The sequence below is a fragment of the Nonomuraea spiralis genome (assembly GCF_014648435.1).
GTDB classification, from domain to species: domain Bacteria; phylum Actinomycetota; class Actinomycetes; order Streptosporangiales; family Streptosporangiaceae; genus Nonomuraea; species Nonomuraea spiralis.
This window is the reverse complement of record NZ_BMRC01000004.1, coordinates 315,600-340,083: the sequence shown is the minus strand read 5'-3', so window position 1 is coordinate 340,083 and position 24,484 is coordinate 315,600. Positions and strand designations below refer to the sequence as shown.

General features: G+C 70.2%; 32 protein-coding genes. 23 read left to right on the top strand and 9 right to left on the bottom strand.

Translation table 11 applies throughout. The annotated features are described in order from the left end of the window. Position 1: 1 nt before the first annotated feature. Positions 2–670 carry an HNH endonuclease family protein gene (locus IEZ27_RS11900; protein ID WP_125640925.1) on the top strand — a complete coding sequence of 223 codons (669 nt, stop codon included), beginning with the start codon at positions 2–4 and terminating at the stop codon, positions 668–670. Between the two features lie 16 nt (positions 671–686). On the opposite strand, the gene IEZ27_RS11895 is transcribed toward IEZ27_RS11900, so the two are convergent. After that, a complete protein-coding gene (locus IEZ27_RS11895) occupies positions 687–1,535 on the bottom strand; it encodes an alpha/beta fold hydrolase (RefSeq protein WP_189647218.1) in 849 nt (282 codons plus the stop codon). Positions 1,536–1,622: 87 nt separating this feature from the next. Here IEZ27_RS11895 and IEZ27_RS11890 point away from each other — a divergent pair, with 87 nt between their 5' ends. The 16 genes from IEZ27_RS11890 to IEZ27_RS11820 all read left to right on the top strand — a co-directional run bounded on the left by IEZ27_RS11890 (position 1,623) and on the right by IEZ27_RS11820 (position 12,891). Then, the gene (locus IEZ27_RS11890; RefSeq protein ID WP_189647217.1) at positions 1,623–2,111 is read left to right on the top strand and encodes a MarR family winged helix-turn-helix transcriptional regulator; all 489 of its coding nucleotides are present in this window, start codon (positions 1,623–1,625) and stop codon (positions 2,109–2,111) included. Positions 2,112–2,160: 49 nt separating this feature from the next. After that, entirely contained in the window at positions 2,161–2,691 is a 531-nt protein-coding gene (locus IEZ27_RS11885; RefSeq protein WP_189647216.1) for a flavoprotein, read from the top strand. 79 nt (positions 2,692–2,770) lie between these two features. Then, entirely contained in the window at positions 2,771–4,570 is a 1,800-nt protein-coding gene (locus IEZ27_RS11880; RefSeq protein WP_189647215.1) for a flavin-containing monooxygenase, read from the top strand. A gap of 130 nt (positions 4,571–4,700) precedes the next feature. Further along, the gene (locus IEZ27_RS53795) at positions 4,701–4,970 is read left to right on the top strand and encodes a hypothetical protein (protein ID WP_229823892.1); all 270 of its coding nucleotides are present in this window, start codon (positions 4,701–4,703) and stop codon (positions 4,968–4,970) included. Beyond that, a complete protein-coding gene (locus IEZ27_RS11875) occupies positions 4,963–5,577 on the top strand; it encodes a DUF6879 family protein (protein WP_189647214.1) in 615 nt (204 codons plus the stop codon). Before IEZ27_RS53795 ends, IEZ27_RS11875 begins: the two co-directional genes overlap by 8 nt. A gap of 4 nt (positions 5,578–5,581) precedes the next feature. Beyond that, positions 5,582–6,313, top strand: coding sequence for a DUF6082 family protein (locus IEZ27_RS11870; protein ID WP_189647213.1), 732 nt, complete (start codon positions 5,582–5,584; stop codon positions 6,311–6,313). Beyond that, positions 6,310–6,699 (top strand): hypothetical protein, encoded by a 390-nt coding sequence (locus IEZ27_RS11865; protein WP_189647212.1) that lies wholly within the window; start codon positions 6,310–6,312, stop codon positions 6,697–6,699. The genes IEZ27_RS11870 and IEZ27_RS11865 overlap by 4 nt, the downstream gene beginning before the upstream one ends. Before the next feature lie 56 nt (positions 6,700–6,755). Then, positions 6,756–7,373, top strand: a complete 618-nt coding sequence (locus IEZ27_RS11860) for a TetR/AcrR family transcriptional regulator (protein WP_189647211.1) — start codon at positions 6,756–6,758, stop codon at positions 7,371–7,373. Further along, positions 7,370–7,786 (top strand): acyl-CoA thioesterase, encoded by a 417-nt coding sequence (locus tag IEZ27_RS11855; protein ID WP_229823891.1) that lies wholly within the window; start codon positions 7,370–7,372, stop codon positions 7,784–7,786. Before IEZ27_RS11860 ends, IEZ27_RS11855 begins: the two co-directional genes overlap by 4 nt. Positions 7,787–7,847: 61 nt before the next feature. Beyond that, the gene (locus tag IEZ27_RS11850) at positions 7,848–9,008 is read left to right on the top strand and encodes a sensor histidine kinase (protein ID WP_189647210.1); all 1,161 of its coding nucleotides are present in this window, start codon (positions 7,848–7,850) and stop codon (positions 9,006–9,008) included. Continuing rightward, the gene (locus IEZ27_RS11845) at positions 8,996–9,637 is read left to right on the top strand and encodes a response regulator (protein ID WP_221762473.1); all 642 of its coding nucleotides are present in this window, start codon (positions 8,996–8,998) and stop codon (positions 9,635–9,637) included. The genes IEZ27_RS11850 and IEZ27_RS11845 overlap by 13 nt, the downstream gene beginning before the upstream one ends. 34 nt (positions 9,638–9,671) lie before the next feature. Next, positions 9,672–10,466 (top strand): MBL fold metallo-hydrolase, encoded by a 795-nt coding sequence (locus IEZ27_RS11840; protein ID WP_189647209.1) that lies wholly within the window; start codon positions 9,672–9,674, stop codon positions 10,464–10,466. A 35-nt stretch (positions 10,467–10,501) separates the two neighbouring features. Continuing rightward, the gene (locus tag IEZ27_RS11835) at positions 10,502–11,074 is read left to right on the top strand and encodes a PadR family transcriptional regulator (RefSeq protein ID WP_125640944.1); all 573 of its coding nucleotides are present in this window, start codon (positions 10,502–10,504) and stop codon (positions 11,072–11,074) included. 116 nt (positions 11,075–11,190) lie between these two features. Further along, on the top strand, positions 11,191–11,568 hold the full coding sequence (locus IEZ27_RS11830; protein WP_189647208.1) for an SgcJ/EcaC family oxidoreductase: 378 nt from the start codon (positions 11,191–11,193) through the stop codon (positions 11,566–11,568). Then, positions 11,565–11,915 (top strand): hypothetical protein, encoded by a 351-nt coding sequence (locus tag IEZ27_RS11825; protein ID WP_189647207.1) that lies wholly within the window; start codon positions 11,565–11,567, stop codon positions 11,913–11,915. Before IEZ27_RS11830 ends, IEZ27_RS11825 begins: the two co-directional genes overlap by 4 nt. A 10-nt stretch (positions 11,916–11,925) precedes the next feature. After that, complete coding sequence (locus tag IEZ27_RS11820; RefSeq protein WP_189647206.1) at positions 11,926–12,891, top strand: GNAT family N-acetyltransferase; 966 nt, start codon at positions 11,926–11,928, stop codon at positions 12,889–12,891. Here IEZ27_RS11820 and IEZ27_RS11815 read toward each other — a convergent pair. From IEZ27_RS11815 to IEZ27_RS11805, 3 genes are read right to left on the bottom strand one after another with little or no spacing between them, the layout of a single operon-like run. Then, on the bottom strand, positions 12,878–13,261 hold the full coding sequence (locus IEZ27_RS11815; protein WP_189647205.1) for a Rieske (2Fe-2S) protein: 384 nt from the start codon (positions 13,259–13,261) through the stop codon (positions 12,878–12,880). The genes IEZ27_RS11820 and IEZ27_RS11815 overlap by 14 nt on opposite strands. 45 nt (positions 13,262–13,306) lie before the next feature. After that, a complete protein-coding gene (locus IEZ27_RS11810) occupies positions 13,307–14,632 on the bottom strand; it encodes a sensor histidine kinase (protein WP_229823890.1) in 1,326 nt (441 codons plus the stop codon). Next, positions 14,629–15,300 carry a response regulator transcription factor gene (locus IEZ27_RS11805; RefSeq protein WP_189647204.1) on the bottom strand — a complete coding sequence of 224 codons (672 nt, stop codon included), beginning with the start codon at positions 15,298–15,300 and terminating at the stop codon, positions 14,629–14,631. The genes IEZ27_RS11810 and IEZ27_RS11805 overlap by 4 nt, the downstream gene beginning before the upstream one ends. Before the next feature lie 123 nt (positions 15,301–15,423). Between IEZ27_RS11805 and IEZ27_RS11800 the strand changes: the two genes are divergently transcribed. Then, on the top strand, positions 15,424–15,909 hold the full coding sequence (locus IEZ27_RS11800; protein WP_189647203.1) for a hypothetical protein: 486 nt from the start codon (positions 15,424–15,426) through the stop codon (positions 15,907–15,909). Between the two features lie 14 nt (positions 15,910–15,923). Here the strand turns inward: IEZ27_RS11800 and IEZ27_RS11795 are convergent, their stop codons facing one another. Both IEZ27_RS11795 and IEZ27_RS11790 read right to left on the bottom strand, forming a co-directional pair. Further along, positions 15,924–17,000, bottom strand: a complete 1,077-nt coding sequence (locus tag IEZ27_RS11795; RefSeq protein WP_189647202.1) for a hypothetical protein — start codon at positions 16,998–17,000, stop codon at positions 15,924–15,926. Between the two features lie 96 nt (positions 17,001–17,096). Beyond that, the gene (locus IEZ27_RS11790) at positions 17,097–17,534 is read right to left on the bottom strand and encodes a hypothetical protein (protein WP_189647201.1); all 438 of its coding nucleotides are present in this window, start codon (positions 17,532–17,534) and stop codon (positions 17,097–17,099) included. Positions 17,535–17,754: 220 nt separating this feature from the next. Between IEZ27_RS11790 and IEZ27_RS11785 the strand changes: the two genes are divergently transcribed. Together IEZ27_RS11785 and IEZ27_RS11780 are read left to right on the top strand one after the other, a co-directional pair. Next, the gene (locus tag IEZ27_RS11785) at positions 17,755–18,291 is read left to right on the top strand and encodes a peptidylprolyl isomerase (RefSeq protein WP_189647200.1); all 537 of its coding nucleotides are present in this window, start codon (positions 17,755–17,757) and stop codon (positions 18,289–18,291) included. A 106-nt stretch (positions 18,292–18,397) separates the two neighbouring features. Next, entirely contained in the window at positions 18,398–19,261 is an 864-nt protein-coding gene (locus IEZ27_RS11780; RefSeq protein ID WP_125640968.1) for a rhomboid family intramembrane serine protease, read from the top strand. A 34-nt stretch (positions 19,262–19,295) separates the two neighbouring features. Here the strand turns inward: IEZ27_RS11780 and IEZ27_RS11775 are convergent, their stop codons facing one another. After that, complete coding sequence (locus IEZ27_RS11775) at positions 19,296–19,541, bottom strand: cell division protein CrgA (protein WP_125640971.1); 246 nt, start codon at positions 19,539–19,541, stop codon at positions 19,296–19,298. Between the two features lie 144 nt (positions 19,542–19,685). Between IEZ27_RS11775 and IEZ27_RS11770 the strand changes: the two genes are divergently transcribed. From IEZ27_RS11770 to IEZ27_RS11760, 3 genes are read left to right on the top strand one after another with little or no spacing between them, the layout of a single operon-like run. Then, entirely contained in the window at positions 19,686–20,309 is a 624-nt protein-coding gene (locus IEZ27_RS11770) for a class E sortase (protein WP_125640974.1), read from the top strand. 1 nt (position 20,310) lies between these two features. After that, positions 20,311–20,469 carry a hypothetical protein gene (locus IEZ27_RS11765; protein ID WP_185844994.1) on the top strand — a complete coding sequence of 53 codons (159 nt, stop codon included), beginning with the start codon at positions 20,311–20,313 and terminating at the stop codon, positions 20,467–20,469. Further along, positions 20,466–21,038 (top strand): anthranilate synthase component II, encoded by a 573-nt coding sequence (locus IEZ27_RS11760; protein WP_189647199.1) that lies wholly within the window; start codon positions 20,466–20,468, stop codon positions 21,036–21,038. Before IEZ27_RS11765 ends, IEZ27_RS11760 begins: the two co-directional genes overlap by 4 nt. 126 nt (positions 21,039–21,164) lie before the next feature. On the opposite strand, the gene pknB is transcribed toward IEZ27_RS11760, so the two are convergent. Both pknB and IEZ27_RS11750 read right to left on the bottom strand, forming a co-directional pair. After that, positions 21,165–23,015 (bottom strand): Stk1 family PASTA domain-containing Ser/Thr kinase, encoded by a 1,851-nt coding sequence (pknB, locus tag IEZ27_RS11755; RefSeq protein ID WP_189647198.1) that lies wholly within the window; start codon positions 23,013–23,015, stop codon positions 21,165–21,167. A gap of 83 nt (positions 23,016–23,098) precedes the next feature. Next, positions 23,099–24,469 (bottom strand): protein kinase domain-containing protein, encoded by a 1,371-nt coding sequence (locus tag IEZ27_RS11750; protein WP_189647197.1) that lies wholly within the window; start codon positions 24,467–24,469, stop codon positions 23,099–23,101. Positions 24,470–24,484: the final 15 nt, after the last annotated feature.

The following is a 24,484-nucleotide window of genomic DNA, read 5'->3' as shown; positions in this document are numbered from 1 at the left end:
CATGATCTTCCTGAGACGGGCCGTCCTGCTGGCCGTCCTCGCGTTCCTGGTCATCCCGATCGCCGCTGTCATCGCCGCTCCGCAGCCGGCGTCCGCGCAGGCCCGTGTCCGTACGCGGGCCGAGGCCGACGCCGCCGCGGCACGGGCCCGCCGCATGCTGGCGCAACTCCGCGTCGCCAGGCCCTTATCGCTGCGCGGCTACAGCCATCGCCGGTTCCAGCCGAAGTGGGGACGTCACAAGGGAAGGTGCGACGTACGGGAGACGGTCCTGGCCCGCGACGGCCGGCGGGTACGCAGGAACGCCGCCTGCCACCCGGTCAAGGGCGTCTGGTACAGCCCGTACGACGGGAAACGACTGAAGAGCGAGCGCCTGGTGGACGTCGACCACGTCGTACCGCTGGCCTACGCCTGGCGTTCCGGCGCCAAGAGGTGGAGCCAGGCGCGGCGGCGGGCCTTCGCCAACGACCTCACCCGTCCTGAGCTGGTCACCGTCAGCCATTCCGCCAACATCGCCAAGGGCGGGCAGGGGCCGCAGAGCTGGCGCCCGCGCCGCCGCGCCTACTGGTGCCGCTACGCGACCTCGTGGATCACCGTGAAACACCACTACCGCCTGTCCGTCACGCGGAGCGAGCGCGTGGCCCTCGCGAACATGCTCCGTACCTGCCGCTGACCGTCCTGGCTGCCCGTCAGAGGTCTGAGGCCTGTTCGCCGAGGGCTTCGGGGGTGGTGAGCAGCGTCTTGAGGGTCCGGGCGGTCGCGTGGGGGAAGGCGGTGTTGCCGTTGTGGCCGCCCGGAAGCGTGACCGGCTCGGTGCCGAGCAGTTCGGCCAGCGCGAGCGCGCAGCGGTAGGTGTGCACGGACGGCCGGGTCGTACGGCCGATCGCCGGGATCACCCGCGTCCCGGTGTGCGCCAGCCGCGCCGGGTCGAGGGCGTCCTTCGTGACCGCCGTGAACTCCGTCCCGATGAAGAACCCGAAGTTGGCCTGCCGCCGGGCCGTCAGCGGTTGCGGGGTGAGCCCGTCCTCGGTCTCGTCGTGGGCCGGGTCGATGCCGAGGTGCCGGGTGATCGCGGGGAGGGCCGCCGTCAGCCCGCCGGACGCGTACGCCTGCTGGATGGCCGTCAGCTCGGCCACGTGGTCGGCGCGGCCGGCGTCGGGCAGCAGGTTCGGCATGACGGGCTCGTGCGCGATCAGCGTGCCGAGCACGCCGGGATGACGTGCGGCGACCTGGAGGCCGATCGCCGCGCCCATGCTGAACCCGGCCATCAGCGCGGGCCCGTCGGCCACCTCGGCGAGCAGCCGGGCCACGTCGTCGGCGTGGTCGGCCATGGTGACGGGCGGCGCGGCCGGGTCGAGGACGCTGCGCGACAGGCCGCGCCGGTCGTAGGTGACGACCGTGAACGTGTCGGCCAGGAGCGGCACGAGGTCGACGGTGCGGTCGGCGTCGCCCTCGCCGCTCTGGGACAGCAGCAGGACGGGCCCGCTGCCCTCGACCTGGTAGTGGAGGGTGGCACCCGGGACGGAAAGGACGGTCATGGCGGAGTCTCCTCGGTTGGACGTGATCTCGCCTCCAGACCATAATCCATCGAATTAGATGTATCAAGTTAGATGTATTCTGGGTCCATGAACGGAGTCGAACTCTTCCTGCTCGGCCGGACCCTCATGAAGATCGGCGAGCAGGCGATGCCCCAGCCCAAGGGGGACGGCGCGCGGGGCTCGGTCCGTACGGTGCTCGTCGTCCTCGGCGACGTGGTCGCCCATCCCGGCACGACGGTCAGCGAGGTCGCGGCGCGGACCGGCCTGCCGCAGAGCCAGGTGTCCACGGCCGTCGCCCGGCTGGAGTCGACCGGGTCGGTCGAGGGCGCGTCCGATCCGGCCGACCGGCGGCGGCGGCTCATCCGTCCCGCCGCGACGCCCTCCGCCCGGGTCGCCGAGGTCCGGGCCGCCACCATCGACGACGCTCTCGGCGCGGCACTCGCGGACCCGGACCCCGGCGTGGTCGGCGAGGTCGTCGCCGCCCTGGAGGTGCTGGCCCGCCACCTGACCCCGGAGGTCGCCGCCCGCGTACGGGACGTCGAAGCCCCGGCGGGCGCTCTACGATCTCAACCGTGAAGACACCGACACGACGGCGAGCACGACGGCAAGCACGGCGGCGAGCCGCGTGACCGCCCCCGGCAGGAGCCTCTACGTCATCGTGTGCGCGGCAGGTCCGGCCGGCGACGTGGGCCGGCTCGTCGGCCCGGCCCAGGACGAGGGATGGACCGTCCAGGTGGTCGCCACGCCGTCGGCGCTCGACTTCATCGACGTGCCCGAGCTGGAACGCCGGACGGGGCGTCCGGTCCGCAGCCGTTACCGCAAGCCGCACGAGCCCAGGCCGCCCAGGGCCGACGCGATCATCGTGGCGCCGGCGACGTACAACACGATCAACAAGTTCGCCGGGGGCATCGCCGACACCTACGCGCTGGGGCTGCTGGCCGAGGCTCCGGGGCTCGGCATCCCCGTGGTCGTCCTGCCCTTCGTCAACAGCGCGCTCGCCGCCCGCGCGCCCTTCCTGCGCAGTGTCGCGGATCTGCGCGCGGAGGGCGTGCGCGTCCTGCTCGGCCCCGGGCAGTTCGAGCCGCACGAGCCGAGCGCGGGCGACGGCAACGACACCTATGTCTGGGAGAGCGCGCTCAGGGCGCTGCGCCCGTAGGGAGGGAGCGCGCCCCTTGTCGAACGAGATTCGCGAATGACATTCTGGAATTCGGTACCTCGTCGTCCCCGGAGGACGCATGGACAAAGAAGCCCTCCGCCGCAAATACCTCGAAGAGCGCGACAAACGGCTCCGACCTGACGGCAACGACCAGTACGTCCGCCTCACCGGCCGCTTCGCCCACTACCTCGACGACCCGTACACACCGAGGACGGAACGCGCCCCGAAGACCGACCACGTGACGGTCGCCTTCGTCGGCGGCGGGTTCGCCGGGCTCGTCACCGGCGCCCGGCTCAAGGAGGCGGGTATCGACGACGTGCGCATCGTCGAGAAGGGCGGCGACTTCGGCGGCACCTGGTACTGGAACCGCTACCCGGGAGCCCAGTGCGACACCGCGTCGTTCGTGTACATGCCGCTCCTGGAGGAGACCGGTCACATGCCGACCGAGAAGTACGCGCACGCCCCCGAGATCCTCGAACACTGCCGCCGCATCGGCAAGCACTACGGCCTGTACGACGACGCCCTCTTCCACACCGAGGTCCAGGACCTGGAATGGGACGCCTCCCGGTCGCGCTGGACCGTCCGCACGAACCGCGGGGACGCGTTCACCGCCCAGTTCGTGGTCATGGGGATCGGCCCGCTGCACGTGCCCAAACTCCCCGGCATCCCGGGCATCGACGACTTCCGCGGGCATTCGTTCCACACCAGCCGATGGGACTACGACTACACCGGTGGCGACCCCTCGGGCGCGCCCATGGACCGGCTGGCCGGCAAGCGCGTCGCCGTCATCGGCACCGGCGCGACGGCCGTGCAGTGCGTGCCGCACCTGGCCCGCGCCTGCGCCGAGCTGTACGTGTTCCAGCGCACCCCCTCGTCCGTGGACGTACGCGACAACCGGCCCACCGACCCCGCCTGGTTCGCCGGGATCGCGACCCCGGGCTGGCAGCAACGCTGGCTGGAGAACTTCACCGGCAACCAGACCGGCGGCCTGACCGGCGAGGACCTGGTGATGGACGGCTGGACCGACATCGCCCGCCGGGTCCGCGCCCGCATCGCGGCGCTCCCGCCCGAGGACCTGACCCCGGAGAAGATGGCGCAGGCGTACGAGGACTGCGACTTCGAGAAGATGGAGGAGATCCGGGCCCGCGTGGACACGATCGTCCGCGACCCCGAGACCGCCGCGAAGCTCAAGGCCTGGTACGGCCAGCTCTGCAAGCGTCCCTGCTTCCACGACGAGTACCTTCAGGCGTTCAACGTGCCCGGCACCCGTCTCGTCGACACCGACGGCAGGGGCGTGGAGCGCGTGACCGAGCGCGGCGTGGTGGTCGCGGGCGTCGAGTACGAGGTCGACTGCGTCATCTACGCATCGGGTTTCGAGGTCACCACCGACTACACCCGCCGCGCCGGCTACGAGCTGACCGGTCGCGACGGCGTCCGGCTGACCGGCCGCTGGGCGGAGGGCATGCGCACCCTGCACGGCATCCACGTGCATGGTTTCCCGAACGCCTTCATCGTCCAGCCCGCCCAGGGCGCGAACCTCATCTCCAACATCCCGCACAACCTGACGGAGGCCGGCCGGACGATCGCCATGATCATCCGGCACGCCCTCGACCACGGCTTCGACGAGATCGAGGTGACCGAGGAGGCCGAGAACGCCTGGATCGAGCTGCTGCTGTCCGGGCCGGGCGGCATCCTGGGCGCCTCCGCCGACTGCACACCCGGCTACTACAACAACGAGGGCCGCGACCCGGGAATGAAGGGCCGTCTCAACATCGGCCACCCACAGGGCGCGACGGCGTACTTCTCCTATATCGACCGCTGGCGTACGTCGGGAACGTTCGAGGGACTGGAGTTCCGCGAGCGCGCCCGGAGAATGTGATCTCGCCCGCCTGATACGGGCGCCATTACTGCCTCGCCGGTGAATTCACTCTTCCGCAGCCGGATATTGTCGGTCATGGTATTCGATGTCACACTCATGCGTAACGCCACCAGAGAAAAGGAGTTATGCCGTGGCGCGTCCATGGGAAGCTGACGCATCGTCCGAACTGCGACGACGCCTGGGGAGGTCAGCCCTTGAACTGGGCGATACCACGGCAAGTCCTTCATGTCCTGACATCTGGGAGCTATCGAACGGCGATATCGCGATAATCGGACGCGACCTTACGGAGAGTTACCGTGGCCGTCTGCCTGCGGGAGTTAGTATTGCCCGTGACGAACGCCTCGTCGTGATTCCCCGCAAGATGCTCGTTGCCGCCAAGCCGGATATCCCTGATGCTTAGAAACGTCGCTGCGGCGAAGTCCCAGCTCCTCACGCCCGATGAGTATTTCTCGGATTTCTGGCCGTACTTCAGCGGGCTGGAACGGGTGTTCTGGAAGCTTGAGACGCACCAAAGTTATCGCGAGCCGGAGGAGCCGAGCTGGCAGGCCCTCGACGCCGGCGACTGGGGCGAGGCGATCCGGCTCATCGACGAGCGCCGCCAGGAGATCCAGCGGCCGCTGCGCGAAGCCGGGGAGTTCGCGATGCGGCGCGTCCGCCTCGTCGAGCGGCCCTTCAGCCGCTACGTCCAATGGGAGCTCTACTACATTCGGCTGCGGGCGCTGGCCGGCGAGCAGATCCGCGTGCTCGAAGCCGACCGCCTGCCGGCGCTCGGCTTCTCCCGTCCGCTGCCCGAGCTGGTCGTCCTTGACTCGACGGTCATGTACGAGGTGCTCTACAGCGAGGACGGCACACTGACCGGAGCGCGCAAGATCCTCGACCGGTCGTTGATCGAGAGCTGCGGAGACGACATGGAGAAGCTCTTCGGCCAAGGGGTGGAGCTCATCCCGTACATGACCGCCGAACGCGACGTCCTCCCGCCGCCCGTGCGCCACTCCGCCACGTTCTAGCCCGGTGAACAGGCGGTCCTTCGGGCGCTACTGGGTGACCATCCTGCTCCTGCTGTCGGTCGTCGCCGCCGCGGGCCTGGTCGTCGCGTCCCCCTTCTTCCTGGCCGCCCTGGGGCGCAGCCGGGGCGACTGGTCGGTGCTCGGCGACATCGGCCAGACGTACGGCGCGGCCTCGGCCATCCTGGCCGTCCTCGCGCTCATCGGAGTGGCGTTCTCGCTCGTGCTCCAGGCCAGGGAAGCCAAGTCCGCCCGGGAACAGGCGCTGCGCACCCTGCACGGCGACCTGATGAAGATGGCGATGGACGACCCGCTCTACCGGGCGTGCTGGGGGGCGTTCTTCGCCTCGGGCGACGAGGAGAGCCAGCGGGCCCACCTGTACGTGAACATGATCCTCAACCACTGGCTGCTGATGTGGGAGCTGCGTTCGATCACCGAGGCGCACCTGCGCGAGATCGCCGGTACGGTGCTCGCCGGGCCGATCGGGCACGGGTTCTGGCGGCAGGTGAGGGCGTTGCGGATGACGAGCGCTGGGTCGCGCAGGGAACGCCGGTTCAACCGGATCATCGACGACGTCTACTGGGAGATGACCGGCGGTGAGGCGGCGTCCCCGGCGGCGGCGCCCGGCCGGGGAGGTTCCGTGGTGGTGGGGATCGGGGTGGTGCTTGCGCTGGTTGTGGTTGTTCGGCGTATTTTGCGCAGGTTCGTTGGGGATCGGCACTACCTTCGTCCACCATGAGCTACGACCTCAACTTCGGCCCCGATGGCGACGAGCCGCGCCCGCCGGACCTGGCGGCCTGGAACAACGTCGTCACCCAGGCCCGCGACCTCCTCGGTGACGTGAAGATCTTCGAGGACCCGCCCAACTGGGACCTCGAACACGAGGGCACCGGCATCACCGTGAACCACTGGGAGGGCGCCTGGGGGATCAGCGTCCCGTACTGGTGGCACGGCGACGCGGCGAGCCGAGTCGTGGACCTGATGTACCAGGTCGCCCGGATCGTCGAGCGGGAGTCGGGCCTCGGCGGCCAGGACCCGCAGCTCGGCCGGCCGCTCGCGGACGTGGACACGGCGGCGGCGGTCAGGATGTTCGACGAGGTCGCGGTCCGTTACGGCAGAAGCTGACCGGCAGAGCCCGGCCCACCAATATGAACGATCGGTCGTTAATGTATGCTGGCGGCATGGCCGACGTGAAGGAAGACGGTCGCCGGGCGCGCGGCCGGCGCAGCCGTGAGGCGATCCTCGAACAGGCCGTGTCACTGGCCTCGGTGCACGGCCTCGACGGGCTGACCCTGGGCAGGCTGGCCGAGGCCGCCGGGGTCAGCAAGGCAGGCTTCTTCGCCCACTGGCGCGACAAGGAGCAACTTCAGCTCGACACCGTCGAGTGGGCCGTCCGCCAGTGGTCGGACGAGATCGTCAAACCCGCCCTCCAGGCCCCCCGGGGCGTGGCCCGCATCCTGGCCCTGCACGAGGCCCGCCTGCGTTTCTACGAGAACGGCGTGCTCCCCGGCGGCTGCTTCTTCTTCACCGTCCAGGTCGAGTTCGACGACCGTCCGGGCCCGGTGCGGGAACGGGTGGTCAGGGCGATGGCCGACTGGCTCGGGTTCATCGAACGGCTGGTCCGCGAGGCGGTCGAGCTGGGCGAGCTGCCTCCCGAGACCGACCCGGCGCAGCTCGCCTACGAGATCGACGCCTTGGGCGAGGCCGTGGTCACCCACACCCGCCTGCTCGGCAGGGGCGATGCCGCCTACGAACGGGCCCGCCGTGCCGTCCACGACCGATTGAAGGAGCTCGCGTGACCCAAACCCGACCCGTCCAGGTGCACTTCGACGACCTCGACGCGATGGGCCTGCTGCACAACTCGCGTTACGCCCTGCTCGTCGAGCGCGCGATCTCCGCCTACTGGGCCGAGCAGGGGTGGAGCTTCGACCCGGCGGTCTCCCGGTTCAAGGACCTCTACCTGGCCGTACGCGAGTTCAAGATCACGTACAACGCGCCGGTCATGGGCGCGGGTGAGGTGCTGGTGGACTTCTGGATGGACCGGATGGGCCGTACCAGCGGGGTCTACGGTTTCCGTGTCCTGTCGCGGGACCGTTCGATCGTGTACGCCGAGGGCTACCGCGTGAACGTCAACCTCGACCCGCAGACCTTCCGGCCCACGCCGTTCAGCGCGGAGCTGCGTACGGCCGCCGAGCCGCTGATGGCGGGCTGAGCCGCCGACGGTAGACCCTGCACTACTGCGTGCCGTTCCCCGTCCTCGATACGGTCACGAGGTGGGAAACAGGACCGCGCTCGAAGCGCTCACGCAGCGGCCGCCCGCCTTCCTCCGGTCGGCCTGGCCGTGGCGGTGCGTGGCGTACCTGCTGGTCAGCGTGGTGCCAGGGGCGGCTGTCGGTCTGGGGGTCACGGTGGTCATGCTCGCCGGGCCGCCGGTGGGCCTGCTGCTCGTACCGGTGCTGCTGGTGCTGGTCGTGCCGCCGCTCGCCTGGCTCGAACGCCGGCGGCTGCGGCTGGTGGACAGCGCGCCCCTGCCGGTGGTGCCCGACCGGCGCAGGCGCGAGGCCGGGGTCGCGGTCATGACGGTGTTCGCGATGTGGTGGATCGACCTGGTCATGCTGGGGTTCACGGTCGCGGGGCCGGTGTTGCTGATCTTGTCGCCCGTGGTCCAGCCGCAGGTCATCCCGGTCGTCGGGGTGGCGGCCGGCGTGGCGGGGGTGCTGCTGCTGCCGGTGGCGGCGTACACGGTCACGGCGTGGGGCGGGGCGCGGGGCGCGATGGTCAGGGCGGTGCTCGCGCCGGCCGGGTCCGAGCTGAGCGAGGTCATGCGGTCGCGGGCGCGCCTGGTGGACGCGTTCGAGATGGAGCGCCGCAGGATCGAGCGGGACCTGCACGACGGCGCTCAGCAGCGGCTGGTCGCGCTGTCGATGACGCTCGGCATCGCCAGGCTGGACGTGCCCGAGGACTCCCCGCTGGCCCGGATGCTCGGCACGGCCCACGACGAGGCCAGGCAGGCGCTGGCCGAGCTGCGCGAGCTGATCCGGGGTGTGCACTCGCAGGTGCTCACCGACCGGGGGCTGGGCGCGGCGATCCGCGACGTGGCCGGACGTTCCCCGGTGCCCGTCGACGTGGACGCCGACGAACTGGGCCGGCTGCCCGCACCCGTCGAGGTCACCGCGTACTACGTGGTCAGCGAGGCGCTGGCGAACGTGGCCAGGCACAGCAGCGCCACCAGGGCGGCGGTCACCGCCCGTACGGCGGCCGGCACGCTGGCCGTCGAGGTGCGCGACGACGGCGCGGGCGGCGCCGACCCGGCCAAGGGGACCGGGCTGACCGGCCTGGCCGACAGGCTGGCCGTGGTCGGGGGAAGATTGTCGTTGTCCAGCCCGCCGGGCGGGCCGACCCTGGTACGAGTGGAGATCCCGTGCGCGTCGTGATCGCTGAGGATGCCGTGTTGCTGCGCGAGGGGCTGGCCGGGCTGCTCGAACGTTTCGGCCACACCGTCGCGGCCTCGGTCGGCGACGCGGACGCCCTGGTCGCCGCGGTCGCCGAGCACCGGCCGGAGGCCGTGGTGACCGACGTGCGGATGCCGCCGCACTTCACCGACGAGGGCCTGCGCGCCGCGCTCGACCTGCGCCGCCGTTTCCCGGAGCTGGCCGTGCTCGTGCTCAGCCAGTACGTCGAGCAGACGTACGCGGCCGAGCTGCTGGAGTCCGGCGACGGCGCGGGCGTCGGCTACCTGCTGAAGGACCGCATCGGCGACGTACGCGAGTTCGTCGACGCGCTCGACCGGGTGGCCGCGGGCGGCACGGTCGTGGACCCCGAGGTGGTACGCCAGCTCCTGCGGCGGCGGCGCGACCCGCTGGCCAGGCTCACCCCGCGCGAGCAGGAGGTGCTGGGCCTGATCGCCGGAGGACGTTCCAACGCCTCGATCGCCAGGGAGCTGGTCGTCACCGAGGCCGCCGTGGCCAAGCACATCGCCGGCATCTTCACCAAGCTCGACCTGCCGCCGGAGGCCGACGGGCACCGCAGGGTCCTGGCCGTGCTGGCCTACCTGCAGGGATGACCGGCGGGAAGCCCGAAAAGTAGGGTTCGTTCCCATGAACGAGCGGTGGCAGGAGGTCGGCGACCGGGTCTACGTACGTCGCCATGAGTCCTTCGACATGAACACGGGCCTGATCGTGGGCGACGGGCACTGCCTGGTGCTCGACACCCGCAGCTCCCACCGGGAGGCGGCCGACCTGATCGACGCGATCCGTACGATCACCGGCCACCCATGGACGGTAGTGAACAGTCATTCGCATTTCGACCACTACTTCGGCAACGCGCTCTTCCGCCCCGGCGAGATCTGGAGCCACGTCCGGTGCGCCGAGGAGATCGACCTCTATGGCGGTCAGCACCGCGCGAACGTCATGGAACGCCTGCCCGACCGCCGCGCGGAGATCGAGGAGGTCACGATCGCCCCGCCCGACCACACCTTCACCACCTCCGCCAGCCTGGACATCGGCGGGCGCATCGTGCACTTACGGCATTTCGGGCTCGGGCACAGCAGCAACGACATCGTCCTGCACGTGCCGGACGCCGGCGTGGTGTTCGCCGGCGACCTGGTCGAGGAGGGCGCGCCACCGGCGTTCAGCGACTCCTACCCGCTCGACTGGCCGGCCACGACGGCCGCGATGCTCGCCGCGCTGCCCGAGCAGGTGTTCGTGCCGGGGCACGGCGCCGTGGTCGACCGGGCCTTCGTCCGGAACCAGCAGGCCGAGCTCGCGCTGGTGGCCGATCTGGCCGCGAAGGCCCACGTGGAGGGGCTGCGCGACTCGATCGGGCGGTTCCCGTACCCGGAGGAGGTGTCGAGGCAGGCGATCGAGCGCGCCTTCCTTCAGCTCGACGGGTAGGCTATATTGCAAGTTGCAATATGGAGGGTGGCAACATGGCGCAACGCAAGGGGCTGGTCGACCTGACCGTGCTCGCCCTGCTCACGGTGCACCCGAGCCACCCCTACGAGCTCCACCGCTTCATCATCGACACGCACAAGGACTACATCACCGGCCTGCCACGCAGCCTCTACCACGCGGTCGAGCGGCTGGCCGCGGACGAGCTGATCGTCCCCGCCAAGACCGACCGCGAGGGCCGCCGGCCCGAGCGCACGGTCTACGAGATCACCGACGAGGGCCGCGAGGAGCTGGTCACCCGGCTCCGGCGGCTGCTGGAGCAGCCCGATCCCGACCGGCGCGTCTTCGTGGCCGCCATCTCGCTGATCGGCTGCCTGCCGCTGCCCGAGGCGCAGCGCGCGCTCCGCGCCCGCGCCGCCACCCTCGAAGGGGTGCTCGCCGGGATGGAGGGGCACATCAAGGCCATGAACGACAGTGGCCTGCCCGAGATCCTCATGCTGGAGGTCGAGTGCGAGCAGGCGTTGCACACCGCCGAACTCGCCTGGATCAGGAAGCTTCTCGACCGGCTCGACCAGGGCGAACTGACCTGGACCAGCACGGCCGAGAGGTGAGAGAAGGGCCGCCGGGATGCGCCAACACCCCGGCGGCCGGACATCCGAACACGGCGCCTGCCCTGCCCGGACCCGTAACTCCCAAGGATAGGCGCCGCGACGAAGGGAGCTGTGCCATGTCCGAGGAGATCACGCGTCTGCTGGAGCGGATGACGCAGACCTGGAACGCCGGCGACTCCGCCGGCTACGCCGGTCTGTTCACCGAAGACGCCGACTACATCACGTTCTTCGGCCTGCACCTGAAGGGCAGGCAGGCCATCGAGGAGACCCACCGCGCGCTGTTCAGGACCTCCATCAAGCTCGCGGAGGGCGGCCCCGAGCCGATCGTCAGGCCGCTGACCGACGACGTCGCGCTGGTGATCGCGGGCGGCACGTCGTCGGTGGACGGCGTGCCCGACCCGAGCAGGACGTCGGTCATCTCGCTGACCGCGCTGCGCACGCCGGAAGGCTGGCGGTTCGCCTCCTTCCAGAACAGCCGGGTGAGCAAGCCGTGAGGAAGCGGCTGATCACCGAGGTGGCCGGGGTGGTCGGCGCTCCGGTCGAGCAGGTGTGGCAGGCCCTCGTGGGCTCGCCGCCCGGCCATCCGATGACCGTCGAGAAGAACGGGCACACCGTCGCCTACCAGGGCGGCTGGTGGTACCGGGGCGAATGGACCGTGCTCCCGCACCCCGAGGGCTCCCGCGTGGAGCACCGCGTCTACGACGTGGCCGAGTGGGGACGCTGGGGCGTGGCCCTGGCCAACCGGCTCTTCATCGGGTTCGGGCGGCGGACGCGGGAGGCGTTCGCCGAGCGGATCGCCGCCATAGGAAAAGAATTGGGGTGTTTCGCCAGGCTGGCCTAGGCTGCTGGCCATGAGCCTGGCGTGGGAACCGCTGACCCCTGACGACGCGGAGGCGCTCACCGACCTCCTGGCCGCGATCGAGGCCGAGGACCACACCGGCGAGGTGCACGACCTCGACGACGTCAGGGAGCAGCTCGGCCACCACCTGATCGACCTGGCCGCGGGCACGCTCGCGGCCAGGGAGGGTGACAGGATCGTCGCCTTCGGCTACCTGCCGGTCCGGCAGTCGGCCACCGAGTCCCATGTCATGCGGTTGTGGGGCGGCGTGCACCCGGCGCACCGTCGGCGCGGGCTCGGCCGCCGGCTCATCGACTGGAGCCTCGCCACGGCGCCGCCGCTGAGCGAGAAGGTGTTCCCCGGCGTCCCACTGGAGATCCATCTGAACGCCCCCGACAGCAACCAGGGCCTCAAGGCACTGGCCGAGGGGACGGGGTTCACCGCCGGCCGCTGGTTCGCCGAGATGGGCCGCCCGCTGTCGGGCGACCTGCCGGCCTTCACGCCGCCTCCCGGCGTGTCCATCGTGCCCTGGTCGCCCGACCTGGACGAAGGCGCCCGCAACGTACGCAACGAGTCGTTCCTCGACCACTGGGGCAGCGTCCCGCACACGCCCGAGAGCTGGCGGGACTACATCGTCGGCTCCCGCAACTTCCTGCCCGGCTCGTCGTACCTGGCCCTGCATGAGGACCGGGCGGTGGGCGTGCTCATCACCCACACCTTCGAGGGCTACAACGAGCAGTCGGGCGAACGCCGGGCCTGGATCCAGATCATCGGCACGCTCAGGGAGTGGCGCGGCAAGGGCGTGGCGAGCGCGCTGATCGCGCACGCCCTCGCCGCCTTCCGGGCCCAGGGGTTCGACACCACCGGGCTGGGTGTCGACGCCGACAACCCCACGGGAGCCGTCAGCGTCTACGCCCGCTCCGGCTTCGAGATCCTCCAGCGCAGCACGAACTACGTCCTGCCGGTCACGCCAGGCTGATCGTCCCCTTCGTCACCTTGATCTTTTTGCGGGCGAGCGGCAGCTTGGCGGGGCCGTTCACCACCGCGCCGGTCGAGGCGCTGAACCGGCTGCCGTGGCACGGGCAGTTGATCGTGCCACGGCTCACGCTCGCCACCGTGCAGCCCTGGTGGGTGCACTTGGCGCTGAAACACCGGTAGACGCCCTTCTTCGGCTGGGTGATGACGTACTTGCCCTTGACGATCCGGCCGCCGCCTACGGGAATGCTCTTCGTACTGGCCAGTACGGGACCGGCCGTCTCCGTCTCCGCCTCGGCTGCCTTCGGCCAGAGGAAGAGCACGGCCGCCCCTGCGGCGCCACCTCGGGTGATCAATGCACGGCGTGTGAGCATGGTTGCCTCCTTCAACCATCCACACGTGCGAGGGTGGCCCGCGGTTCAGGTGATCCGCAGGGGAAATCTGGCCACGAAACCGGCCTCCGTGTACGTGAGCGTCCCGTCGTGCAGGTGGGCGATGTCCCTGGCGATGGGCAGGCCGAGCCCCGCGCCGCCGGCGTCCCTCGCCCTGGCCTCGTCCAGCCTGGTGAAGCGGCCGAAGACGGCCTCGCGCTGCTCCGGCGGGATCCCGGGGCCGTCGTCCCGCACTTCGAGCACGGCTTCGCCCTCCTCGGCGTGCACCCGTACGCACACGGTCGAGGCGGCGTGCCGTACCGCGTTGTCGGCCAGGTTGGTCACCAACCGGTCGAGGTGGGCGCGCGAGCCGTTCATCACCACGTCGGGCTCGATGTCCAGCTCCACCCGCACGTCGGGCCGCCGCCTGGCGCGCAGGGACTCCTCGGCCGCCACCTGGCCGAGATCGAGCTCGTCGGTGCGCAGCGGCTCGCCGGCGTCCAGCTTGGCCAGCATGAGCAGGTCGGCGGCCAGCGACTGCAGGCGTTCGACGTCGGCCAGCGCCTCGCGGGTGAGCTCGCTCTGCTCGGCCAGCTCCAGCCGGGCGCGCAGGGTGGCGATGGGGCTGCGCAGCTCGTGCGCGGCGTCGGCGACGAACCGCTTGTGCCGGCCCACGGCCGTCTCCAGGCGGTCGAGGGTGCCGTTCACGGTGACGGCCAGCGCCGCGATCTCGTCCTTCGAGCCCGGTACGGGGACCCGCTGGTGCAGGTCGCGAGCCGTGATGTCGGCCACCTTGGCCCTGATCGCGGCCACGGGGGCCAGCGCGCGGCCCACGGAGAACCAGGTCATTCCAGCCACCACAAGGAGCAAGGCGGGCACACCGGGCAGCAGGAGGCCGTACAGGGCCCGTACGGCCTGCTCCACGCCGTCCAGCGAGACCCGCGACCAGAGCGTGGCCGGGCCGGTCGGCGTGGTCACCTGAAGGCCCGCGACGGCGTAGTCCGCCGGCCGCGCCCACAGGGCGGGCGAATCGGTGGCACGGGTGGCCAGCACGAGGTCGGGGTCGCTGAGCCGGACCACGGACAGGTCGTCCAGCTTGACCGTGGCCGCCTCGGTGAGGCGGGCCGCGCTCGTGGACTTCTCGCTCGGCACGGTCCCCTCGGGCACCGCCTCCCCGACCCGCACCGTCTCCGCGTACGGCGCCGCGGCCTCGGCGCGCCTGGCCGCCTCCGCGCCCGCGTTGCCCTCCAGCGTGCCGCGCAACGCCACGATCAGCACCAGAACGGCGACGCCGAGCGCCAGGGCCACCACCAGCGTCGCCGCGAGCGTGGCCCGCAGCCGCACCGACGACAACCCGGCCGGCAGCGCCCTCATGCCCCCTCCAACCGGTAGCCCGCCCCTCGGACGGTCACCAGCGTCGTCCTGCCGAAGGGCAGGTCGATCTTCCGGCGCAGGGCGCTGATGTAGACCTCGACGATGTTCGGGTCGCCGTCGTAGGAGAAGTCCCATGCCTGGGCCAGCAGCTCGCCCTTGGAGACCACCTCCCCGGGCCGGCGGGCGAGCGCGTGCAGCACCGCGAACTCCTTCGGCGTCAGCCCGATCCCGACCTCGCCCCTGCGGCAGCGCAGCCCCGCCGGGTCGATCACCAGGTCGCCGACCGTGATCGACACCGGCCGCTCGGTCCCGCCGCGCCGGACCAGGGCACGCAGCCTGGCCAGCAGCACCACGTACGAGAACGGCTTGGCCAGGTAGTCGTCGGCGCCGTTGTCGAGCGACTCGGCCTCGTCGTAGACGCCGTCCTTGGCGGTGAGCATCATGATCGGCGTCCAGTCGCCGGCCTCGCGCAGCCGGGAGCAGACCGTGTAGCCGTTCATCCTGGGCAACATCACGTCCAGGACGATCACGTCGTAGCTGTTCTCGGTCGCCATCCACAGGCCGTCGCGCCCGTCATGGGCCACGTCCACGGCGAAGCCCTCGCCCGCCAGGCCGCCCTTGATCAGGTCGGCCAGCCGCTCCTCGTCCTCCACCAGCAACACTCGCACGACGTCCAGAGTGCCTGAGCGAACCTAAAGCCAACCTGAAGATCATTTAGGGCGCGTTCAGGGTCGCTTCAGGTACGGGCGCGCACGATCGGGGCGTCGAAGAGATTCCACTGAGGAGAATGCATGTTCAAACGACGTCTCGCGGTCCTCGGCACGGTGGCGGTGCTCGCAGTCGCGGGCCTCGGCGGCTCCGCCATGGCCGACGAAACCCCTGCTCCCGATGCCGCCACCGACGCCGTGGCCGTCACGACCGCGGCGGTCTGCAAGACGCCGGACGGCAAGGAGGTCAAGCTCGCCGAGAGCGTGAGCGCGCGCGTGTTCCTCGCTCCGGGCGAGCGGGTGGACCTGGACGGCGGGGCGCCGGCCCTCAAGGGCGAGCCGAGCCGGACGGTCGAGATCGCCCCCCTCACCGAGGCCGCGCCCACGACACCGGCCGCGACCGTCCCCGACGGCGAGCTCGCGACGCCGGACGCGCCCCTCGTGCAGGGCAAGGCTCTTCGGACGGTTCCCGCGCAGCCCGCGACCGAGCTGCCGCCGAACGCCACGAAGATCGAGGACCTCGGCAAGGTCGTCAACGTCGTCTGCGTGGCGGAGAAGCCCGCGGAGTAGTCCGCGGAGCAGGACTACGCGGGGAACGACGGGTGGGGGCCGAGCGCCCAGTACTCGTACAGGCCGTGGCCGACGAGCCCGTCGTACTCGAAGCGGCCGACGGCGTCCACCAGGCCCCACATCCTGGCGGCGTCGTCGGGCAGCCGGTACGTCACCCCCTGCACGACCGGCCCCGGGCCCTGGTACATGCCGTGCTTCCAGTCCGGCTCCAGCCCGTACCCGGTGCCGACCATCAGGTGGACCGGCAGCAGCGGCGTGCAGCGCACCTCGAACGGCTTGCCGCCCGGTGGCGAGAACCCGATCACGGCCTCCACGACGTCGCGGGTGCCCGGGGCGTAGACCGGGCGGTAGTCGGGCCGGCCGAGCCATTCCTCCTCCCGCCCGTCCGACCAGACGCGGACGGCCTCCTCCAGTAGACGCCGCCCCCGGTCGTCCTCCTGGACGATGCACAGGATGGCGTGGTCGTCGAACCTCATCGGCGCGTACAGCCAGTAGAACGTCCCGGGGTTGTTGGCCTGGATGCCGGGCGGCTCGGGCTCGCCGACCGGGCGGATGCCCCACGAACGGTCCCTGGTGCCGAGCCAGCGGTTGGGGGTGACCGGGAACACCTGGTCGCCGACCGTGATGCTGCCCGACCAGCGGCCGGTCTGGGCCAGCCGTACCGAGTCGAACAGGACGCGCCCCTGCGAGCGCAGGAAGTGACGGGGTTCGAGGGTCGCCGGGATCGTGCCCTCCCAGTCGAGCTCGAAGGACAGGCCATGCTCGTTCGGCTCCAGGATCACGCGGAGCCGCTTGAGCCCTTCGACCACCTCGACGCGGAACGGGCCGATCTCGGTGTTCATCCGGTCGGCGCCCAGCTCACGGGAGGCCCGTACGACGCGGTGCAGGTCGCCGTGGCGTACGCAGGCGAAGGCGTCGGTGACGCCGAGGTTGGGGTACTGGCCGAGGCCGACGATCAGCATGAGCTCGTCGGTGCCGGGGTGGCAGTTGAAGTAGTAGCGGTCGTAGAAGTTGCGGTCGGAGGTGGCGACGTGCCGCATGACCTGGGCGGCCTGGTGCACGGGGTGATCGTCGAGCGGTGACAGCGCCATGCTCGGGTTTGTAGCAAGCGCTTGGTAAACAGTCAACGTCCGGCCGGGAACGCGAAGCGCGCCCCCGCTTCCGCGAGGGCGCGCTTCCCGGCCGGATCAGGGCATGTTGCGGGATGACTGGTCCGACTTGTTCTGTACGTTGGCCGCCATGCGGTCCGCCGACTGCGCGGTCCTGTCCGCCTTCTCGCTGACCCAGCGTGATGCATCGGAGGCAGAGTCCTTCATGTGCTCGGTCCACTGCTGGGCGTTGCGGCGATAGGCCATGTAGCCGATCGCGCCGACCGCAAGACCGGTCAGCAACAACATCATCGGCCACTGCCGTGACCGTGACGGTTTCGGGTCGATTCTCCTGGCCGCCGCGGACAGCATCCTGCTGACCTTGGGGGCGACCTGATCCTCGAACCCGTGCGCAGCGGCGTCGAGCCGCGGCGCCGCCCAATAGCGGGCGTCTTCGATGCGCTGGGCGGTGACCACCTTGGCCTGGTCCGCCATTGGCGCCATACGATGGCCGGTCTTGACGGCCTGGGCCTTCATTCGGCCCATCCACGTGGCAGGTACCTCTATTGTCACGCGGCGTCTTCTCAGTGTCAGGGACACGACAACCTCCCCTGTCGTTGGGGCCCCGAGCCTGACCTTCCCTGGACAAGGCGGCTCAATCATGGCGGTCCGTGGGAGGATGGCTCCGGAGGCCGAACGGCCATTGTCCTCAAAACATCACAAAACAACCCTGTACATAGAGGGGGGCAGCTGTCTCGTGGCTGAGAAGCTGATCGCTAATCTGAAGACCAATCGCGGCGCTATCAAGGTGGAACTCTTCCCGAACCAGGCGCCGAAAACCGTACGGAACTTCGTCGAGCTCGCCGAAGGCACCCGTGAGTGGACGCATCCGGAAACGGGTGTGAAGAGCACCGACCGTTACTACGACGGCACCATCTTCCACCGGGTCATCTCCGGCTTCATGATCCAGGGCGGCGACCCGCTCGGTCAGGGCATCGGCGGCCCCGGCTACGAGTTCGACGACGAGATCCACCCGGACCTCTACTTCAACCGGCCCTACCTGCTGGCCATGGCCAACGCGGGCGTCCGGTTCGGCAAGGGCACCAACGGCTCGCAGTTCTTCATCACGGTCGTGCCCACGCCGCACCTCAACGGCAAGCACACGATCTTCGGTGAGGTCGTCGAGGGCCAGGAGATCATCGACGCCATCGCCAAGACCCAGACGGACCGGCGTGACAGGCCGGTCGAGGACGTCGTCCTGGAGTCGGTCACCATCGACCGCGTACAGGGCTGAGCGGATCCCGGTCGGGGCGGGCCACCCTCGGGTCCCGCCCCCCTGGGGCCCTCAAGCCCCTGATCGACGGCACGCGGCGGTGTCCGGTACGTCATAGGCTCTGGGCATGACCAGCCAGCCGCCCAGCCCGCCCTCGCAGCCCGAGCAGCCCGCCGAGGCGGTCCCCACGTGCTACCGGCATCCCGGCAGGGAGACCTGGGTCCGCTGCCAGCGCTGTGATCGTCCCATCTGCCCCGACTGCATGCGCGACGCCGCCGTGGGCTTCCAGTGCCCCGAATGCGTCGCACAGGGCAACCAGGGCTTCCGACAGGCCCGCTCCACCTTCGGCGGCGCCGTCGTCAGCACGCCCTACGTGACGTGGGCGATCCTGGCCCTCAACGTCCTGGTCTTCGGCGCCCAATACCTCGCGCCCTCCGTCACCGGCGCCCTGCAGATGTGGCCGGCCGGCGTGGCGGTCTTCGGCGACTACTACCGGCTGGTCAGCTCCGCGTTCGTGCACGCCGGCGTCTTCCACATCCTGTTCAACTGCTGGGCCCTCTACGTCATCGGCCCCTACCTCGAACGCGCCTTCGGCCACGTGCGCTTCGCGGCCATCTACCTCGTCAGCGCGGTCGGCGGCAGCACGCTCAGCCTGTGGCTCGACCCGCTCGGCCAGCCGACGGTGGGCGCGTCCGGGGCCATCTTCGGCCTGTTCGGCGCCGTCTTCGTGGTGGGCCGCAAGCTCAACATGGACGTACGCGGCATCGCCATGCTCATCGTGATCAACCTGGTGATCACCTTCGTGTTCCCCGGCATCAGCTGGACCGGGCACATCGGCGGCCTGATCACCGGCTCGCTGCTGGCGGGAGCGCTGGCCTACGCCCCCAAGAACAACAGGACCCTGTGGCAGGTGCTGGCGGTCGCGGGAGCGCTGGCCGTGCTAGCCGTGCTCGTGATGGCTCGGACCTCGGCGATCCTGAGCGCCATCTGACTTCCCCAGGCTGTGGAAAAGACTGTGGAAAAAACTAACGCCAGCGGGTGGAAAGAACCACACCGAAGATGATGAAAACAAACCCGATCAGCAGGTTCCAGTTCTGGAGGTCGCTGAAGAAGGGCGCCTGCGGAGCGACGTAGTAAATCGCGATCCACAGGATGCCGATGATCCAGGACACCACCATGGTGGGCGCCAGCCAGCGCGGGCTGACCTTGACCTGCTGGGACTTCTGCGGCGGCGTGTAAACCGCCTTCTTGCGAGCCTTGGACTTGGGCACTGGGTAACTCCTGCTGAGGGCCTGGGCTTCCGGATCGTCCACAGGCTCTTCGTTAAGCGTAGTTGAAGCGTGCCCCAGGATAGTCGCCACGCGCACGACATGGCGATCCCCCACGTCGGGAGATGTCATGAATACGCTGACGACATGCGGTCCACTCTCCGGGCTGTGGGGGAGCTGAGCATCACCGCGGGCCTGGTCCTCATGTTGTTCTGCGCGTACCTGCTCTGGGGCACCGGCGCCTACACCAAGAGCCAGCAACTGCTGCTCCAGCGCGAGCTGGCCGCCGACAAGGCGGAGCGCGACCGCGGCCGCGTCGACAGGATCGAGCTGGGCAAGGCCGTCGCCCTGCTGAGCATCCCCAGACTCGGCCGCGACTACCACTACGCCATCGTCGAGGGCGTGGACGCCGAGCACCTGAAGAAGGGCCCGGGACACTACCCCGACAGCGCCATGCCCGGCCAGATCGGCAACTTCGTGGTCTCCGGCCACCGGACCACGTACGCGGCCCCCTTCAAGGAGCTCGACGAGCTCGAACGCGGCGACGAGATCGTCGTCGACGCCCGCGAGGCCCGCTACACCTACCGCGTGACCTCACAGGACGTCGTGGAACCCACCGAGGTGGACGTACTGGCCCCCGTGCCCGGCAAGCCCGACATCCGTCCCATCCGCGCCTACATCACGCTCTCCACCTGCCACCCCGAATACTCCGCCGCCCAGCGCCTCATCGTGTACGGCGTGCTCAAGAAGACCGAACTGCGTAAGGAATGACATGTACGGCTGGATCTGGCGCAAGCTGCCCGGCGACACCCGCGCCAAGCTGCTGGCGGCCGCCCTGCTGGTCGTGGTCGCGGGGGTCGTACTCTGGTATGCCGTGTTCCCGCTCCTGGAGCCCGCGGTGACACTTGACGAGGTGACCGTAAGAAGATGACCCGCGTGCTGGTCGTGGACAACCACGACAGCTTCGTCCACACGATCGTCCAATACCTGCGCGTCCTGGGCGCCGACTGCGACGTGCGCCCCCGCGACGTCGTGGACGTGCGCGACGCCGACGGCTTCGACGGCGTGCTCGTCAGTCCCGGGCCGGGCACACCCGAGGCGGCCGGCGTGAGCGTGCCCCTGGTGCTGCGCGCGGCCGAACGCGGCACGCCCCTGCTCGGCGTCTGCCTCGGCCACCAGGCCATCGCGGTCGCCTTCGGCGCCACCGTGGCCCGCGCGCCCGAGCTGGTCCACGGCCGTACCAGCGCCGTGCTGCACGACGGCATGGGCGTCTTCGAGGGCCTGCCGTCGCCGGTCGCGATGACCCGCTACCACTCACTCGCCGTGCTGCCGGAGACCGTCCCCGAGGTCCTCGACGTGACCGCCCGTACCGACGACGGGGTCATCATGGGGCTGCGGCACCGCCGGGCGCCCGTCGAGGGCATCCAGTTCCACCCCGAGTCGGTGTTGTCCGAGTACGGCCACCGGCTCCTGCTGAATTGGCTGCGCGGGATCGTGTAACGCCCGCCTCGCGCAGAGCGACTACCAAGTGAACGCCCCCGCCGTTGCCCCCGAGCGGCGGGGGCGTTCTTTCATGCCGAGGGCCGCCCATCCCCCCGTGGGAGATGAGCGGCCCGTGGTGCTGTGTCAGCCGTTGAGCCCGTCGTCGCCGATCGGGTTGTCCTCGGTCGGCTCGTCGGACGGGAAGTCGTCGGTCGGCTCGTCGGATGGCTGGTCGGATGGCTGGTCGCTGGTGGGCGGCGGGGCCGTGTCGTCGGGGCCGGTGGACACCACGATCGTGATCGTCGTGTTCGGCTGCAGCTTCTGGCCGGCCGGCGGGTTCTGCTGGATGACCGTGCCCTCGGCCTGGTCGTTGGCCTGCGGCGAGACCTTCACCTTGAAGCCGGCGCCCCTGAGCGTGGCGGTGGCGTCCTCCTTGGTGTAGCCGATCACGTCGGGCAGCTCGGTCAGCTCGAACGGCACGTAGAGGGTGACGGAGCCGCCCTTCTCGATCTCGGTGCCGGCCGCCGGCTTGGTCTCGAAGATCTTGCCCTGGGGCTTGGAGGACTGCTTGGTCTTGATCGTGCCCCGCAGCCCGGCATCGTCGAGGGCCTTCATCGCGTCCTCGGTGCTCATGCCGATCAGGCCGTCGGGAACGGCGACCTTCTCCTTGCCCTTGGAGACGAACAGCTTGACCGTGTCGCCCTTGTTGGCCTTCTCGCCCTCCGCGGGCTCGGTCCTGATGACCGTGCCCTTGTCGAACTCGTCGCTGGCCTCCTGGACCACCTCGTACTTCAGCTCCAGGGCGTTGAGCGCGCGCTGGGCCGAATCCTGCTTCTGCGTGGCCAGGGCGGGGATGACGATCCCCGCGTCGGCAGGCGTGCTCTTGGTGCCGAACACCAGGTAGCCGACCGTGACGAAGGCGCCGATGATCAGCAGCGGGACGATGATCCACAACGCGGTCTTGAGCCCGTTGCCGCCACCGCCGGAGGCCCTGCGCCGCCCCACGCGGGTGCCGCCGTCGCCGTCGCCGTACTCGTACGGCGGGATCGCGCCGGTGCGCTGCGTGGCCGGACCCTGGCCCGCCTGGGTGGCGGTCATCATGCGGGTGCCCTGGTTGAAGTTCCCGGTCATCGCCATCGTCTGGGCGTCGACCGGCATGCCGGACATGGCCCGCTGGATGTCGGCCCGCATCTCGCCCGAGTTCTGGTAGCGGTGGGCCGGATCCTTGGCCATGGCCTTGAGCACGATCGCGTCGGCCCACGCCGGGATCTCGCGGTCGATCTGCGAGGGCGGGATCGGCTCTTCGCGGACGTGCTGGTAGGCGATGGCCACGGGGGAGTCGCCGGTGAACGGCGGCTGGCCGGTGAGCAGCTCGTAGAGGACGCAGCCGGTGGAGTAGATGTCGCTGCGGGCGTCGACGCGCTCGCCGCGGGCCTGCTCGGGCGACAGGTATTGGGCGGTCCCTATCACCTGCGCCGTCTGGGTCATGGTGGCGGCCGAGTCGGCCATCGCGCGCGCGATGCCGAAGTCCATCACCTTGACGTCGCCGGCGCGCGTGATCATCACGTTGGCCGGCTTGATGTCACGGTGGACGATGCCGCCGCGGTGGCTGTAGTCGAGCGCGCGCAGGATGCCGTCGACCAGCTCGGCCGCCCGTTCGGGCAGCAGCCGGCGGTCCTGGCGCAGCAGGTCGCGCAGCGTCCTGCCGTCGACGTACTCCATCACGATGTAGGGCACGGGGGTGCCGTCGGTGACGTCTTCGCCGGTGTCGTAGACGGCGACGACGGCGGGGTGGTTCAGTGAGGCCGCCGACTGCGCCTCGCGGCGGAAGCGGGCCTGGAAGGTGTGATCGCGCGCAAGGTCGGAGCGGAGGGTCTTGATCGCGACTATGCGGTCCAGCCGGATGTCTCGGGCGCGATACACCTCGGCCATGCCGCCGCGCCCGACGACACCGTCGAGCTCGTAACGACCTCCGAGTAGCCGAGGCTGAGTCATTTCCTGCACTGTCCCTTACCGTTCATCTTGGGTACCGGCCTGCTCGGGGGGCCGCCGGTGTCCATCATCGACCCCGTAGCGCATCACGTCTCCTCCTTCGGCGGGTTTGTGCCACCCGGGTCCGGCGAAGCGATTGGTGTCGGAGTTGTCGGTGTTCTGCTTGGCGTTGGGCTGGTGGGGGTGGGAGTCGGGGTACGGGTGGTCGGGGTTGGCTTCGGCGTCGGCTTCTTCGTAGGAGTAGCCGACTTGCTTACCGTAGCCGACCGCGAGGGTACCGGCCGCGTCGACTTCACCGGAAGCGCGGGAGGTCGGCGCGTGTGCTTCTTCGTCCGCGTGGGCCTGAGCAGCTCGGGAGGATCCAGCGGGGTCTGGCTGGGCTCGATGATCACCGGCGGGAGAGGCAGCGCCGCATCGCGGTTGGCGAACGTGATGGCGCTCAGGCCCACCGCGGCCACACAGCCGGCCGTCGCGACCAACGCCAGCGTGCGCGCGGTGCGGCGGCTGCGGGCCGGCGGGCCGGGCGGGTGCTGGACCGTCGTCGCCGGGTCGAGGCTGTCGGTCGTCCGCTGGTCCTCCGTGGCCGGCTCGCGCACCCGGAAACCACCGGGATCGGTGAACATGCTCAGGTCGGCGCCCTGCTCGACCCCCTCGGCCAGCGACTGCCGCAGCACATACGCCCGGTCGGCCGCCTCCAGCGCGGAGGCGGGACGCATGCCCGGCTCCTTGGCCAGCAGCGTCATGACCAGATCGCGCACCGTGGCGGGAACGTCCGGGCCGAGCGGCGGCGGCTGCTCGTTGAGGTGCAGCAGCGCGATCGCCACCTGGCTGTCGGCCCGGAACGGCGTGTGGCCCGCCAGGCACTCGTAGGCCACCACGCCGAGCGAGTAGAGGTCGGTCGCGGGCGTGAGCGGGAAACCCTGGGCCTGCTCGGGGCTGACGTACTGGGCCGTGCCGAGGACGGTGCCGGTCTGCGTCACCGGCGCGGCCTCCAGGGCGCGGGCGATGCCGAAGTCGGTCACCTTGATCGTGCCCTCGCGGGTCACCAGCAGGTTGCCCGGCTTGACGTCCCTGTGGATGATCCCGGAGGAGTGGGCCGCGTGCAGCGCCTTGGCGGTCTGGTGCACCACGTCGAGCGCCACCTCGGGCCCGAGAGCGCCGTTGCGCCCCAGGATGGCCGACAGCGGCTCGCCGTGGACGAGTTCCATGACCAGGTAGGCCAGGTCGCTCTGCTCGCCGTAGTCGAAGATCTGGGCCACCCCGGGGTCGGCCAGGGCGGCGGTGAGTCGCGCCTCGTTGCGGAAGCGCTCGCGGAACGTGGGGTCGGCGTGCATGTGACTGCGCAGGATCTTGACCGCGACCTCGCGGCCGAGAAGCTCGTCACGGGCACGCCACACCTCTCCCATACCGCCCGTGGCGATGCGGGAGAGCAGGAGATAGCGGTTACGGAGCCGCATGACCCAGCACGTTAC

Bases quoted from the DNA above. Each gene is read 5' to 3' on its own strand.
- IEZ27_RS11900 (WP_125640925.1), top strand. From the start codon at position 2: ATGATCTTCCTGAGACGGGCCGTCCTGCTGGCCGTCCTCGCGTTCCTG.
- IEZ27_RS11895 (WP_189647218.1), bottom strand. From the start codon at position 1,535: ATGACCGTCCTTTCCGTCCCGGGTGCCACCCTCCACTACCAGGTCGAG.
- IEZ27_RS11890 (WP_189647217.1), top strand. From the start codon at position 1,623: ATGAACGGAGTCGAACTCTTCCTGCTCGGCCGGACCCTCATGAAGATC.
- IEZ27_RS11880 (WP_189647215.1), top strand. From the start codon at position 2,771: ATGGACAAAGAAGCCCTCCGCCGCAAATACCTCGAAGAGCGCGACAAA.
- IEZ27_RS11875 (WP_189647214.1), top strand. From the start codon at position 4,963: ATGCTTAGAAACGTCGCTGCGGCGAAGTCCCAGCTCCTCACGCCCGAT.
- IEZ27_RS11865 (WP_189647212.1), top strand. From the start codon at position 6,310: ATGAGCTACGACCTCAACTTCGGCCCCGATGGCGACGAGCCGCGCCCG.
- IEZ27_RS11860 (WP_189647211.1), top strand. From the start codon at position 6,756: ATGGCCGACGTGAAGGAAGACGGTCGCCGGGCGCGCGGCCGGCGCAGC.
- IEZ27_RS11840 (WP_189647209.1), top strand. From the start codon at position 9,672: ATGAACGAGCGGTGGCAGGAGGTCGGCGACCGGGTCTACGTACGTCGC.
- IEZ27_RS11835 (WP_125640944.1), top strand. From the start codon at position 10,502: ATGGCGCAACGCAAGGGGCTGGTCGACCTGACCGTGCTCGCCCTGCTC.
- IEZ27_RS11830 (WP_189647208.1), top strand. From the start codon at position 11,191: ATGTCCGAGGAGATCACGCGTCTGCTGGAGCGGATGACGCAGACCTGG.
- IEZ27_RS11820 (WP_189647206.1), top strand. From the start codon at position 11,926: ATGAGCCTGGCGTGGGAACCGCTGACCCCTGACGACGCGGAGGCGCTC.
- IEZ27_RS11815 (WP_189647205.1), bottom strand. From the start codon at position 13,261: ATGCTCACACGCCGTGCATTGATCACCCGAGGTGGCGCCGCAGGGGCG.
- IEZ27_RS11810 (WP_229823890.1), bottom strand. From the start codon at position 14,632: ATGAGGGCGCTGCCGGCCGGGTTGTCGTCGGTGCGGCTGCGGGCCACG.
- IEZ27_RS11800 (WP_189647203.1), top strand. From the start codon at position 15,424: ATGTTCAAACGACGTCTCGCGGTCCTCGGCACGGTGGCGGTGCTCGCA.
- IEZ27_RS11795 (WP_189647202.1), bottom strand. From the start codon at position 17,000: ATGGCGCTGTCACCGCTCGACGATCACCCCGTGCACCAGGCCGCCCAG.
- IEZ27_RS11790 (WP_189647201.1), bottom strand. From the start codon at position 17,534: ATGAAGGCCCAGGCCGTCAAGACCGGCCATCGTATGGCGCCAATGGCG.
- IEZ27_RS11780 (WP_125640968.1), top strand. From the start codon at position 18,398: ATGACCAGCCAGCCGCCCAGCCCGCCCTCGCAGCCCGAGCAGCCCGCC.
- IEZ27_RS11770 (WP_125640974.1), top strand. From the start codon at position 19,686: ATGCGGTCCACTCTCCGGGCTGTGGGGGAGCTGAGCATCACCGCGGGC.
- IEZ27_RS11765 (WP_185844994.1), top strand. From the start codon at position 20,311: ATGTACGGCTGGATCTGGCGCAAGCTGCCCGGCGACACCCGCGCCAAG.
- IEZ27_RS11760 (WP_189647199.1), top strand. From the start codon at position 20,466: ATGACCCGCGTGCTGGTCGTGGACAACCACGACAGCTTCGTCCACACG.
- pknB (WP_189647198.1), bottom strand. From the start codon at position 23,015: ATGACTCAGCCTCGGCTACTCGGAGGTCGTTACGAGCTCGACGGTGTC.
- IEZ27_RS11750 (WP_189647197.1), bottom strand. From the start codon at position 24,469: ATGCGGCTCCGTAACCGCTATCTCCTGCTCTCCCGCATCGCCACGGGC.